At 63.5% G+C, this 13592-nt stretch carries 11 protein-coding genes and 1 riboswitch; of the genes, 5 read left to right on the top strand and 6 right to left on the bottom strand.

The features are described 5' to 3' along the window. Nucleotides 1–59: 59 nt before the first annotated feature. Nucleotides 60–956 (bottom strand): alpha/beta fold hydrolase, encoded by an 897-nt coding sequence (locus O4220_RS01770; RefSeq protein WP_269601834.1) that lies wholly within the window; start codon nucleotides 954–956, stop codon nucleotides 60–62. Between the two features lie 108 nt (nucleotides 957–1064). Continuing rightward, entirely contained in the window at nucleotides 1065–4376 is a 3312-nt protein-coding gene (gene lysX, locus O4220_RS01765; protein WP_269601833.1) for a bifunctional lysylphosphatidylglycerol synthetase/lysine--tRNA ligase LysX, read from the bottom strand. A 264-nt stretch (nucleotides 4377–4640) separates the two neighbouring features. On the opposite strand from lysX, the gene O4220_RS01760 reads away from it, so the two are divergent. Continuing rightward, nucleotides 4641–5663: a hypothetical protein gene (locus O4220_RS01760; RefSeq protein WP_269601832.1), complete on the top strand. Its 1023-nt coding sequence runs from the start codon at nucleotides 4641–4643 to the stop codon at nucleotides 5661–5663. Here O4220_RS01760 and O4220_RS01755 read toward each other — a convergent pair. The 4 genes from O4220_RS01755 to O4220_RS01740 all read right to left on the bottom strand — a co-directional run bounded on the left by O4220_RS01755 (nucleotide 5645) and on the right by O4220_RS01740 (nucleotide 9279). After that, the gene (locus O4220_RS01755; RefSeq protein ID WP_269601831.1) at nucleotides 5645–6199 is read right to left on the bottom strand and encodes a GNAT family N-acetyltransferase; all 555 of its coding nucleotides are present in this window, start codon (nucleotides 6197–6199) and stop codon (nucleotides 5645–5647) included. The genes O4220_RS01760 and O4220_RS01755 overlap by 19 nt on opposite strands. A gap of 138 nt (nucleotides 6200–6337) precedes the next feature. After that, nucleotides 6338–6757 (bottom strand): TIGR03668 family PPOX class F420-dependent oxidoreductase, encoded by a 420-nt coding sequence (locus O4220_RS01750; RefSeq protein ID WP_269601830.1) that lies wholly within the window; start codon nucleotides 6755–6757, stop codon nucleotides 6338–6340. Between the two features lie 15 nt (nucleotides 6758–6772). Then, nucleotides 6773–8122: a putative bifunctional diguanylate cyclase/phosphodiesterase gene (locus O4220_RS01745; protein ID WP_269601829.1), complete on the bottom strand. Its 1350-nt coding sequence runs from the start codon at nucleotides 8120–8122 to the stop codon at nucleotides 6773–6775. Between the two features lie 107 nt (nucleotides 8123–8229). After that, complete coding sequence (locus O4220_RS01740; RefSeq protein WP_269601828.1) at nucleotides 8230–9279, bottom strand: LacI family DNA-binding transcriptional regulator; 1050 nt, start codon at nucleotides 9277–9279, stop codon at nucleotides 8230–8232. A 47-nt stretch (nucleotides 9280–9326) separates the two neighbouring features. Between O4220_RS01740 and O4220_RS01735 the strand changes: the two genes are divergently transcribed. The 4 genes from O4220_RS01735 (at nucleotide 9327) to O4220_RS01720 (ending at nucleotide 13505) form a co-directional block, all read left to right on the top strand. Next, entirely contained in the window at nucleotides 9327–10526 is a 1200-nt protein-coding gene (locus tag O4220_RS01735) for an MFS transporter (RefSeq protein WP_269601827.1), read from the top strand. Nucleotides 10527–10570: 44 nt separating this feature from the next. Continuing rightward, nucleotides 10571–10635: riboswitch (cobalamin riboswitch) on the top strand. 64 nt (nucleotides 10636–10699) lie between these two features. After that, nucleotides 10700–11728, top strand: coding sequence for an ABC transporter substrate-binding protein (locus tag O4220_RS01730; RefSeq protein WP_269601826.1), 1029 nt, complete (start codon nucleotides 10700–10702; stop codon nucleotides 11726–11728). Continuing rightward, complete coding sequence (locus O4220_RS01725; protein ID WP_269601825.1) at nucleotides 11725–12750, top strand: FecCD family ABC transporter permease; 1026 nt, start codon at nucleotides 11725–11727, stop codon at nucleotides 12748–12750. Before O4220_RS01730 ends, O4220_RS01725 begins: the two co-directional genes overlap by 4 nt. After that, nucleotides 12747–13505: an ABC transporter ATP-binding protein gene (locus O4220_RS01720; protein ID WP_269601824.1), complete on the top strand. Its 759-nt coding sequence runs from the start codon at nucleotides 12747–12749 to the stop codon at nucleotides 13503–13505. The genes O4220_RS01725 and O4220_RS01720 overlap by 4 nt, the downstream gene beginning before the upstream one ends. Nucleotides 13506–13592 lie beyond the last annotated feature (87 nt).

Below are 13592 nucleotides of genomic sequence, written 5' to 3'. Positions count from 1 at the left end.
GGCTCGGGTCTTGGGCTGCGGGCTCGGTGACACACGTTACGTGCGTCGCGTCGAGCGGTTCACACCAGTTCGGCGATGAGGGCTGCGACCTCGGCGGGTTTGTCGATCATTGCGTGGTGATGGGCGGGGATGAGCACTGTGAAATCGGCCTGCAGGTAGGCAGCGAGTTTCCGCTGCGTTCCAACCCATCTTTTGCCCCACGGCGACGGTCGTCCCGTATGTGCGGCCGCCACGACGACGGGCACGTCGAGTCGGAACCTCTTACGAATGCGGTTCAGTTCGACAGCGAGATCCGGATACACGACGTCTTCGGTCAACGCGGCGGCGAGATATGTGGGTCGACGGTAGATGTCGTCCACCCAGTCGAACGTTTCCTGCGGTATGCCGTCGGGCGGGGTTGCCTGGTTGAGGACGCGTCGGACGCGGGGGCCGAACAGTTTCTGCAGGCCGGTTCGACTGAGCACCGTTGCGATCACGTGAGCGGCCTCGACGCGTACGGCGGCTGGGATGATGCGCCGAGGGTCGGATTCGGCGCTGGAATCGAGGAGTAGAACCCCTCGGATGCGCGACGGGTACAGCCGGGCGACAGCTTCGGCGTAGAAGCCGGCAATCGAATGACCTGCGACGACGGTCGGCTCGGTGACTCCGAGTGCATCGAGGACGCCGACGATCCTGTCTGCTTCGCCACGCACGGTGGGGGTGGCACCGGCGGGAAGCGGATCACTGAGTCCGAAGCCGGGACGGTCGATGACCACGACGTGGTGCTTGTGGCCCAAAATTTCGACGGTGTCCTGCCAGTCGAACCAGTTGCTGCCGAGACCGCCGCACAGGACCACCGTGGGGCCGGAGCCGCGCACGAGTACGTGGAGGCGTTGGCCGTCGACCTCGACGAACTGTCCCGGCGGATGTTTCACGGGAAACAACGCACTGGGCTCGGTTCTGTCTCCACGGTCCATGTCTTCTCCAGGGCGATAGCGGTGACGCGTTTCCGGTTTTCGCCACTGTTTACAATCATATTCCCTGTTTTGCGTCGTTCAGTCCAGTCGGACCGGTGAACGCCGGCGTCACTGACGTGGCTTGGCCAACGGGAAAGCCAACGTTTCACGGATGCTGCCTCCGGTGATCAACATGACGACCCGGTCGACGCCCATGCCGAGACCACCGGTCGGCGGCATCCCGTGCTCGAGCGCCTGCAGGAAATCCTCGTCCAAGCTCATTGCCTCCTCGTCGCCCCCGGCCGCCAACAGAGACTGTTCGGTGAGTCGCTGCCGCTGATCGACAGGGTCGGTCAGCTCGCTGTACGCGGTACCCAGCTCCACGCCCCACGCGACGAGATCCCACTTCTCCGCGACGCCCGGAATGCTCCGATGCGGCCTCGTCAACGGCGACATCGACGTCGGAAAGTCCTTGTAGAACGTGGGGAACTCCGTATAGTCCTCGACGAGATGCTCGTACATACCCTGCGCGAGAGCCCCTGCATCCCAGGACTTCTCGTACGGGATGGCGTTCTCGTCGCACAGTCGCTGCAGCTCCTCCAGTGGAGTCGCCGGATCGACAGGTACCCCCAGCTTCTCGGCGACGGCACCGTGCAGCGTCTTGACGGGCCACTCGCCGGAGATGTCGATCTCGATCATCTCTCCGTCCGGACCGTCGGGACGCAGGACGATCTCGCGACCATGCGCTGCGACGGCCGCACGCTGAATAAGCTGGCGGCACAACACCATTGCGCGTTCGTAGTCACTGTGCGCCTCGTAGGCTTCGAGGATCGTGAACTCGGGGTTGTGCTTGAAATCCGCGCCCTCGTTGCGGAACACTCGGCCGATCTCGAACACCTTCTCCATACCGCCCACGCAGAGGCGCTTGAGATAGAGCTCCGGGGCGATGCGCAGAAACAGATCCAGGTTGTAGGCGTTGATATGAGTGACGAACGGCGCGGCGTTCGCACCGCCGTGCACCTGCTGCAGTATCGGGGTCTCGACTTCCATGAATCCGGCCTCTCCCAACGAATCACGCAGGGATTTCACAACATTGGACCGTGCGATGAGTAGGGACCGGGCATCGCGATTGATCGCCAGATCGACGTAGCGTTGCCGCACCCGAGCTTCCGGATCGGTCAGACCGCGGTACTTGTCGGGCAAGGGATGTAGGCATTTGGCGTTCATCCGCCACTCGGTGGCCAGCAGCGACAGCTCACCACGCCTGCTGTACCCGATGGTTCCGCTGACCTCGATGAGGTCACCCAGGTCGAAGTCGGCATCGAATTGTTCGATTCTGTCGCCGACGCGTTCGCGGTCGAACAGCACCTGGATATCGGACGACCAATCTCGGATGACGGCGAAGGACACGCTGCCGTAGTCGCGGATACGCAGTATTCGGCCCGCGATCCGCACAGTTGTACCCTGCGGCGACGCCACTGCTGCTTCGACCGTATGAGTCGGGGGATATGCAACGGGATAGCCCTCGGTGCCCTCGCTTTCGAGTCGTTCGAGCTTTGACATGCGGACGCGCACCTGGTCCGGACGTTTGCGGCCGGGCACGGGTTCGTCTGTGAGAGTGTGCGGTCCGCTGCCGTCGGGATGGATGTCCTCGGCGTCGGCAAGAGCGGCGGGAACCGCGACATGCGACCCGGTGTGCTTCGATGCGCGCCGGAAAGTCGGCAGCGTGAGGAAGCCCTCGGCGATGGCCGACGCAATGCCGACCTTGGGCAGCACTCGATTGTCGGCGAAGCACAGGTAGCGCGGCTCCCACTCCGGTAGATACTTCACGTTCGACCGATACAGCGCCTCGAGCTGCCACCACCGAGAGAAGAAGACCAGCATGCTGCGCCAGATCCGCAGTACCGGACCGGCACCGATTCGGCTGCCCTCCTCGAATGCCGCGCGGAACACTGCAAAGTTCAGCGAAATCTTGCTGACACCGAAATGATCGGCACCGGTCGCCAATTCGGTCACCATCAGTTCGATCACGCCGTTCGGTGACGCCGGATCGCGGCGCATCAGATCCAACGACGCGCCGGTTCGTCCCCACGGCACGAGGGAGAGAACACCCACCACCTTCTCGCTCTGAACCGCCTGCACCAGGAGACAATCGCCGTCGAGCGGATCACCCAACCGGCCCAACGCCATCGAAAATCCCCGCTCGGTCTCGGTATCGCGCCACGCATCCGCGCAGGCAATGATCTCCGACATCTCCTCCGACGAAATGTCTCGATGACGACGCACGGTGACCACGACGCCCGCCTTGCGAGCCCGGTTGACCGCCTGACGCACGGGGCGCATCTCGCGTCCATTGAGGTTGAAATCCTTGGTTTTCAGGATTGCTTCGTCGCCGAGTTCGAGGACACTGAGCCCGGCGCGCTTGTAGGCGGTAGCTCCGATCTCGCTGGCCCCCATGACAGCTGGGGTCCAGCCGTACTTCTCGGCCAGGTCCAGCCACTCCGAAATGGCATGCGGCCATGCCTCTGGATTACCTATCGGGTCACCGCTGGCCAGGCACACTCCCACCTCGACGCGATACGTCACCGCAGCCTTACCGCTGGTGGCGAAGATGACACCCTTGTCGCGGCGCGTCGCGAAGTAGCCGAGGGAATCGTCGGCACCCCACTTGTCGAGCAGGCCACGAAGCGCTGACTCGTCGCGACCGGTGAGCGCATTGCCGGACCGCTGCGATCGGAACAGTGTGACCACGGCCCCCAACAGCGCCAATGCTCCGAACAATCCCAACGCCGTGTTGACGAAGCCGTTGGGCCTGCCGTCGAACTGCTCGTTGTCCACGGTCGCCAACGCCGTGACGCGATTGAAGGCCCACAGAAATGTTTGACCCTCCGGCAAAGACCCGGGGAACAACGCCACCAACGCCCACCCGACGATGGTCCCGACGGTCGCCCCGAGAACGAGTACGCCGAGGGCCTTCCACACCGCACCACGACGAACACGGGTGTAGAACTCCTTGCGCGCCGCGATCAGCAAGCCTGTCGCTACCACATGGACCGCCAGCGCGATCCACGAATTGACGTCCTTGTCCTGGATACCCTCGACGACATTGGTGATCGCCAACAACACCAGATAGACGGTCAGCAACCACCATGCAATTCGCTTGCGACTCGCCAACGCCGCCGCCAATAGCCCGACAACGAGCGCCCACGACAAACTCGTATCCGGCGCATCGAAGTAGTACCTGTCGACGTATTCGCGAGGTGCGTGAATGAGGTAGCGAAGAGTCGGCGACAGACTCCACAGAAACAACGCCGCCGCGAACACCCCGAGCACCAGTCCCGCGATGTGCGGAACCTCGCGCAAACGACCGCGCTCGGGTGGCGAGAATGACCGGGGAACCGAAGACCCGGACCGCTCCGAGGGAACTGCTGTCGCCGTCATATCTCACTCCCGAAGTCAGAATGCACTTATGCAAGGTAGACGGTATCCCCGTCAGCCTCGAGTCAGGCGACCATTCCCACCCCACTCGCCCACTCGATGTGACCGGCGGTGGCCTTTTCGACGGTCAATGGCACATCGAGTGGCCCCCGGAATCCCGACTGGACGCCGATCGCGGTTCAGAATCGCCCGGTGACGCATCGGCGGGTCTGGCGTTTGTCCACAGGGTGTGAGTTATCCACAGCCCAGAACGTTCACCGTCCTTGTGTGCGATTGCTCTCGTGCGGGCAGCGCATCATCATGGGCATGAAGCGGGGCGGCGCACGAATCGATGCGAAGGTGATCGCGGCTGCGTCGGATCGTGGGTTAGTGCGGACGGCGCATCTGCTCGAGCTCGGGGTGGCGTCGAAGACCATTGTTCGACGCACCCTGCCAGACGGCATCTGGTCCAGGGCGCTACCCGGACTGGTGTTTCTGAAGAACCGGTCCTTGACGTCGATGGAACGAGCGACCGCGGTGTCGATCTACTGTGGCCGCGAGTCCGTGATCAGCGGTCGGGCGGGGTTGGCGTTGCATGGATTGGGCACATCCGGGTCGTTCGAGGAGACGTTTGCACTCATTCCCGAGTCGCAGCATCGCAAGTCCGTGGGCTTCGCAGCGGTGGAGCGCACGTGGCGGATGCCGACCCCGGAGATCAAATCGGGGCTGCGCGTCGCGCCGGTTGTTCGGTGCTTGTGCGATGCGGTGCGGCGGATGAGGGATACCGAGCAGTGCATGGCTTTGATCGCAAGCGTCGTTCAGCGGGGAGCAGCCACCGTGGACGCGATCATGAAGGAACTCGACGCCGGCAGCACGCGAGGGACTGCGATGCCCCGTCGAGTGTTACGGGAATTGGCTGCGGGCGCGCACTCCGTGGCCGAAGCCCAAGCCCAGAAGCTGTATCGACGCAGCGGACTACCGGCGATGCAACACAACGTGGCCGTCTACGACGCGCAAGGAAGAATCCTCCTGATTGCCGACAACTGGCTCGACGACGTTGCGTTGGACTGGGAGATCGACTCGCTCGAGTTCCACCTGTCACCGGCGGCCCACAGATCGACTGTGGAGAGACGCGAGCGAGCGCAGAACGCCGGCATCATCGTGGTGACACACCTACCGAGCGACATACGCGACGATCCGGAACGAGTGCTGTCGGACCTGCGTGCACGTTACGAACAGGCCAGAGCACGGGAGCGTCCCAACGTCAGAGCGCGCCCGACAACGGACCGGACCTACCGACGATCCGGCTGATATACCCACACCATGTGTCGGCCGGTTTCGGACGCCGCAGTGATCGATCGATGCTCGATGCGGTCCAGGGCGAAGCCGAGCTTTTCGGGTACGACCTGACTCCTCGAATTTGCTGCATCGCAGTGGATTTCGACGCGTGTGATGCCGTCGAGCTCGAGTGCCTCTCGCACGAGCGCCGCGGTCGCCTCTGTCATCAGTCCACGTCCCTCGGCGTCGGCGTCGAGCCAGTACCCCAATTCGATTCCGTGCGGGCCGATTCGGCGATGCATTCCGATCTTGCCCATGAAGGACCCGTCGACGAGGTCGAAGATTCCATAGTCGAACATCTCGCCGGCGTCCCATTGCTCACGCGCGTCTGCAATACGAGCAACTTGCGTAGTGACCTGGGCAGATTCATCTTTTATCCACACCATCCACGGCAGTAGCCGAGCGTGATTTCGAGCGATCGCAGCGGCAACGGCGACGGAATCGTGCGGCGACTCACGACGAATCACGAGGCGTTCGGTCTCGATCCAATCGCGAGGTACGGGGGCCATAGTGATCAGTCTGACGACCGTGCGGCATATCGGCGAACGATTTGTTGCACGTGCGCCCGCTGCCGTGTCCACTCGATGTGTCATCGACGGTCGAATAGGCCACCAAATGTCACATTGAGTGGACGGGCAGAATGCGGGTCAGGAAGCGGACCAGGATCGCCAGGACAGTTTTTCGATGATGATCACCGGGCCCCCAGGTCTGTTGTTCTTGTATTGACTGTATTTCGCGACCAGGGCGTCTATGGCCGCTGTGCCGTCGGTGCTGGAGGATTCGGCGATGTGGGCGTTTCCGTCGGCGCGGATCCACCAGAGTTGGGACCAGTCGTCGGTGTAGTGGTCGACGATGAGGCTGACGGCGGAGTCGGCGCGGATGTTGTCGAGTCGCTGGAGTTTCTGGGTGGTTTTGGGCTTCCAGTCGATGGCGGTGAAGATGCGGTCGCCGGTGTCCGCGACGGCGAAGACGATCGGGACCAGGTGTGGTGTGCCGTCGGGGTTGATGGTGGAGAGCTGAGCTCGGGGTGCGTCGGTGAAGCGTTGAACTTCGTTGTCGATCTTCACGTTCGGTTCCTCGGGTTATGCGGATTCGCTGTGGGTGCTGTGTCGGGCGATGAATTGTTCGAGTGCTGCACTGGACATGGGGCGCCCGAGTAGGTGTCCTTGGCCGAAGGTTACGCCCATGTCGGTGCAGATTTGGAGTTGTTCTGCGGTCTCGATTCCCTCGATCACGGTGTCTTTGCCGAGGGTGGCAGTGACGTCGACGAGGGCGGTACACAGCGTCGTCATGGCGCGGCGTCGGTGCAGGTTGTCGCTGTCGAGGTGTTGGGTGAGGGATTTGTCGATCTTCAGGATGTCGACTGGAAGGGTGGCGAGTCGCTCGAGGGAGGAGAAGCCGGTGCCGAAATCGTCGATGGCGATGAGAACGCCGTGGCGCTGGACGTCGCGAAGTTGGTAATGCACGCCGTCGAGGTCGTGCAATGTCTGCGATTCGGCGAGTTCGAGCGCAAGCCGTCCGGGTTCGATGCGGTAGGTGTCGACGATGTCGATGACGTCCGTGGCGAGGGTTCCGGTGGCGAAGTGTGCCGGGCTGACGTTCACCCCGATCTGGAGGTGGATGTCGCGGGCCTGCCAATCAGCTATCGTGCCCGCGACCTCGGCGATGATCCACATGCTCAGTGGGACGATGAGGTCGGCGTCTTCGGCGAGGGGTATGAAGGTATCGGGCATCAGCAGGCCGAGTTCGGGGTGGTTCCATCGGATGAGCGCTTCCGCGCCCACCACGGTTCCCGTCGCCAGTTCGACGATGGGCTGATAGGCCATCGTCAGTTCACGCTCGACCATGGCGACGCCGCGGAGCCGTTCGATGAGTTCCAGTCGGGTGCGGTTGGTGTTGTGTAACTCGTCGGTGAAGACGTGATGCTTGTTTCGTCCTACGGCTTTCGCTGCGTGCATCGCTGCGGTGGCATTGTGAACCAATTGCGTTGCGCTGATGTCTGTGTCGGTGCTGGAGGCGACTCCGACGCTGGCCGTGAGGGTCAGTTGCCGATTGCCGAGCTCGAAGGCGGGCTCGAAGATGCTCGCGAATCCTGCGGCCATTGCCCGGGCGGCGATGGAGTGGCATCGGCGTGCGATGACGACGAATTCGTCGCCGGCGAGTCGGCCGATGGTGTCGCCGGGGCGCAGAGACGCGGTGAGTCGGTCGGCGATCATGCACAGCAGTTCGTCGCCTTGGGCCGGCCCGAGTGCGTCGTTGAATTCTCGGAATCCGTCGATGTCGACCAGCAGGACGCTGAAGTGGCGGTCCGAGCTCCGGCAATCGAATTCTGCGGTGATGAGGGCAAGAATCTCGTCACGGCTCGCAAGTCCGGTCAGCGCATCGTGGCGGGCGGCGACATGACGGGGCGGCGCGTCGTGCTCTCGGCTCACTGTTCCCCCTCATGGCCGGATAGCCACAACGGATACTAGCTGAGAGTTTGCTTTAACGCTATAAACCGGGTACATCCCCTTTTTTATGACCTATTAGATCACGCTGTTCACGGTTTGTGGCCCGTTTCGGCTCCTGTCGAGCCTCGTTCTTCGACCCTCCAGGCCGCGGCGTCCACGGAGTCGTCGAGCCCGAGTACCCACCGAGCCGCCGAGCGTCCCTGGTCGAACAAGGACTGCGCCACCGTGGTCAGCCCCGCGGCCGCCGCAGCGCTGGAGTCGTCCCATCCAGTGACGGCCAGCCGTGATGGAATCTCGACCCCGGACGCCGCTGCAGCGTCGAGAGCTCCGAGTGCGAGTTCGTCGCTCATCACGAGCAAGGTGTCGATCACGTTGTCCTGCAGCAACAGTCTCGCAGCGCGATCACCCTCTGCCCGCGCGTTGTGGGTAGTGAACAGAGTCGGCACCGTCGACCAGTCGATAGTCAGGCGCAGGCACGCATCGCGATAACCGTCCAGACGAGCGCGCGTCACAGGCATCGAGACGTCCGACGGGTCCGCGCCGCGCACGACGGTCGACGTGCGTAGCGAATCAGGTCGAAGGGCCACGATCGCCGGGTGTATTCGGTCCTTCAGCGCAACAGTGGCCACGGCGTCGGCCGCCGCGCGGTCGTCGATGGTGATCCACTCCAGACCCGGATGTTCGGGCCCACCTTGGATGCAGGTCGGACGGCCGGTGGCGACGAGTACGTCGAGGAGGGGGTCGGCGATCTCGGTGGTCCACACCACGTATCCGTCGACCTGGGCGTCACGGATTCGCGCAATGTCGTTGTCGCGATGCAGATTCGGGAGCATTACCAGCGCGGTGTCGGCGTCGAGACACGCGTCGGCGATACCCGACAGGAAGCGTCGAGCCTGCGGATCCTCGAAGGCATAGGTCAGCTTTTCTCCGAGTACGACGCCGATGCTGTTGTGCTTGCCGCTCCGCAGCGAGCGGGCTGCGCGGTTGGGCCCGGTGTAGCCGAGATGCGCCGCTGCCGCGTGGACGCGGTCCTTGGTGGCATCCGAGACGCGGTTCGGTTGGTTGTAGGTGTAGGACACGCTCATGGTGGAGACGCCTGCGGTCGCGGCGACGTCGGCCATGGTCACCCGAGTGTTCACCGGGTCACTGTAGCGCGAGGCCGACATCTTGTGTAACGATACACAGCATGTCCTCCCCCGTTCCGAAGCTGCTGGTGCTCGCAGCGGCCGCCTTCATCTACGTCACGGCGGAAACCCTGCCCGTGGGCTTGCTCCCGGAGATATCCGGCGACCTCGGTGTCAGCGAATCGGCCGTCGGGCTCCTCCTGACCTTCTACGCCTACGGCGTCGCTGTGATGACCATGCCGTTGATCAGGTTCGTGCGCGAATGGCCGCGCCGGCGAGTCGTCGTGATCACCGTTGCCGCGCTTGCACTCTCGCAACTGCTCTCCGCTGTGTCCGTCGGCTATCCGATGTTGGTGATCTCGCGCATGCTCTGTGCGGCAACGCACGGCATCTTTTGGGCCGTCGTTGCGCCCGTCGCCGCGTCACTGGCGCTACCCGGCAAGCAGGGCAAGGCCATCGCGACGGTGTACGCAGGAACCTCGTTGGCATTGGTTGCCGGCAACCCTCTCACCGCTGCGCTGGGACAATGGCTCGGATGGCGCGCCGCTGCAACAATTCTCGGGGTAGTAGCGGCTGCCATCGCGGTGGCGCTGTATTTCGTACTTCCGCCCCTACCGGTCCGCCGCGCTGCGTCGGACAAGAAAAAGACACCGCGGGTGCTCGACGGCACCCTGGCGATTCTGTGTGGAGTGACGTTTCTGGCCGTCCTCGGTCATTTCGCCGCGTACACCTACTTTGCGCTGATCGTCGATCGGGCAATCGGTTCGGCAGGAACCACACTGACGCTGATGTTGATGCTGTATGGGCTGTTCGGAGTAGTCGGCATCTGGGTGATCGGCAGAACGTACGACCGTTGGCCCCGTCACTCCACCATTGCGGCACTCGGTGCAGTTGCCGTCGCGGCGGCGATTCTGTGGTGCGCGCTCAGTGGCGCACCGCGTAGTTTCGCCGTGTTTGCCGTCGTGGCCATTGCGTTGTGGGGGCTGGCCTTCACCACGCTTCCGGTGTGCATTCAGTCCGCCGTTGTGCGGGCGGCACCGGCCGATGCGGACAAGGCGTCGGCGATTTACGTGGTCGCTTTTCAACTGGCGATCGCCACAGGCGCCCTGGTGGGCGGCGTCGTCGTCGACGTCAGTGGCATCGTGGCCGTCACCGCTGCGGCAACGGTTCTGGTTGCCGGTGCCCTCGCGGTGGTTGTACTGGCGCGCAACACCTTCCCTCGAACCTACGGGCAGGAGCCGGTGACTGCAGCGGCACGCTGACCGTTGCGGTACCCGCACGGTAAGGTCAGCACGCGACGAACGAGGGAATCCGGTGCAATTCCGGAGCTGGCGCGCAACGGTGACGGGTGAGAGCTCGAAGTCCGAATGCTCGGACGTCGTGAGTCACCCCACCCGCGGCTCCGCGACACGAGCCCCAAGCAGGAAGCCCTTCGATGCGCACCACTCTCGCCGCATTCGGCGTTGTCTCCCTCCTTCTCGTCTCTGCCTGTTCGACGGCACCGACGCCCGATGCGTCCACCGACACGACGGGCAGCTATCCGCTGACCATCGAGAATTGCGGCCGCGAGGTCGTCGTCGACGCACCGCCGCAACGCGCTGTGTCGCTGAATCAGAGCTCGACGGAAATCCTCCTCTCCCTGGGACTGGCCGACCGAATGGTGGGCACCGCCACGTGGACCGACCCGGTTCGAGCCAATCTCGAAGCGGACAACGCCAAGGTTCCGAGGCTGGCAGACAACAAGCCGTCGCTCGAGGTCGTGCTGGATACCGAGCCCGATTTCGTGTCCGCGTCCTTCGGCGGCACCCTCGGTCCGGGGGGCGTCGCCGACCGGAGCCAGTTCGACCAACTCGGTGTACCGAACTACCTCTCACCGACCGACTGCAACGGAAAGACCGACGACAGCGTCAATTCCGACGGGGCCCGCACGCAGCCGCTCGAGATCGAGACGGTGTATCAGGAGATACGTGATCTGGCTGCGATCTTCGACGTCCGCGACCGCGGTGAGCGATTCGTCAGCGAGTTGCAGGATCGCTTCGCCAAGGCTTCCGGTGCGGTCGATGCCTCGGGTGCGACGTTGGCGTACTGGTTTGCCGACACCGATACCCCCTACATGGCGGGGTGCTGCGGGTCGTCGGGCATCATCACCAATTCTGTGGGTGCCGAGAACATCTATGCCGACACCACCGACGAATGGCCCCAGGTCAATTGGGAGAGTGTTCTCGACCGAAATCCGACGGCGCTCGTCCTTGCGGATCTGAGCCGCCGCAGCATCGCCGGAGATGCCCTCGACAGCAAGATCGAATTCCTCGAGTCGAATGCCGTCACGAGCCGACTGGCCGCCGTCGAGGACAAGCGCTATATCGTTGTCAACGGTGCCGATCTCAACCCGTCGGTTCGCACCGTCGATGGAGTCGAGAAAGTGGCTGCTGCTCTGCAGAATTGGGGACTGACCACCCGATGACCCGAACCGATCGCGGGTTGCTGATCCCGCTTCTGCTCGGTGGCTGTGCGTTGCTGGTGCTGTCGATCGGGGTGGCCGTGACGATCGGTCCGGCGTCGGTGTCGGTATCCGATGTGTATCGAGTGATACTGGGGCACATCGGTATCGGGACGGCGGAGGTCAGTCGCATCGAGGACGGGATCGTCTGGGAGCTGCGGCTGCCCAGGACGTTGCTCGCCGCCGTGTGTGGTGCCGGACTGGCGCTGTGCGGCGCAATCATGCAGTCGTTGCTGCGCAATCCCTTGGCCGACCCGTTCGTCTTGGGAATTTCGTCGGGCGCGTCCACCGGTGCCGTCGTCGTAGCTGTGCTCGGAGTCGGCGGTGGCGCACTGTCGCTGTCGACCGGTGCGTTCGCGGGTGCGCTGCTCTCGTTCGTGCTGGTGATGCTGCTGGCCGCCGGAGCGGGCGGTGGGAACGACCGCGTCGTACTGGCGGGAGTGGCTGGGACGCAACTGTTCTCGGCTCTGACGTCGTTCATCGTCATCTCCTCGGCCGATGCCGAGCAGACTCGTGGGGTGCTGTTCTGGCTGCTCGGCTCCCTGAGCGGTGCCGACTGGACGGACGTGGCACTGTGCGGTGCGGTCACGCTGTTGGGAATGACGGTGTGCCTGTTCAACACCTCTGCCCTCGACGCCTTCACGTTCGGGCACGACGCGGCCGCATCTCTCGGCGTTCCGGTGAAATGGGTGCGAATCCTGTTGCTGGTCATCACTGCATTGATCACTGCCGCCCTCGTCAGTGCTGCAGGGGCTATCGGCTTCGTGGGGCTGGTCCTCCCGCATGCAGCCCGCTTTCTGGTCGGGGCGCGGCACCGCCGACTACTGCCGACGACGGTGGTCATCGGTGCGATCTTCATGGTCTGGGTCGACACCATTGCTCGAACAGTGTTCGCACCACAGGAAATTCCCGTGGGAGTGGTCACTGCACTGATCGGAGTGCCTGCCTTCGCCCTCATTCTGTTCCGGCTCAGGAGATCCCGATGACACTGCACGCCAGAGATATTCGCTGGACGCGCAGCGGACACCCCATTCTCGACGGAATCAGCTTCGAGCCGAAGCCGGGGGAGACCATCGGTCTGATCGGGCCCAACGGGTCGGGCAAGTCGTCTCTACTGAGAATACTTGCAGGCATCGTCGCCCCCGACAGTGGCGACGTGCTGCTCGACGGAGACAGCCTCCGTACATTGCGTCGACGGCGCGTCGCCCGGCGCGTGGCGATGGTCGACCAACACTCCGACACCGACGTCGACATCAGCGTCCGCGATGTCGTTCGCCTCGGGCGAATACCGCACCACGGAATCCTCGGCGGAGACGCGGCCGACGACGACATCGCGATTGCACGAGCATTGACCGACACCGCCATGGCGTCGAAAGCCACTCGGCGCTGGCACACGCTGTCCGGCGGCGAGCGCCAACGCGTCCAGATCGCGCGAGCCCTGGCTCAACAGCCCACCGAACTACTGCTCGACGAGCCGACCAACCACCTCGACATCCAACACCAACTCGACATCCTCACTCTCGTCGCCGGCCTACCTCTGAGCAGCTACATCGCCCTGCACGACCTCAACCTCGCTGCGATGTTCTGCGACCGTATCGTCGTCCTGAACAACGGCACCATCGTGGCAACGGGAACCCCCGCAAATGTGATCACCGAGCACCTGGTCCGCACGGTATACAACGTGCACGCCAGCGTTACGAACGCCGACAACTATCCACAGGTCACCTACCGACGTCCCTGATTCCTCTCGCTACCGGGCCCCATGAGTCCACTCGATGTGCCATTGACCCCCGAAAGGGCCACCAAATGTCACATCGAGTGCAGGCAG

The sequence above is a fragment of the Rhodococcus ruber genome, assembly GCF_027270735.1.
In the GTDB taxonomy this organism is placed as follows: domain Bacteria; phylum Actinomycetota; class Actinomycetes; order Mycobacteriales; family Mycobacteriaceae; genus Rhodococcoides; species Rhodococcoides rubrum_A.
Note: the sequence above shows the minus strand (reverse complement) of the source record. Positions and strands in the feature narration are given on the sequence as shown.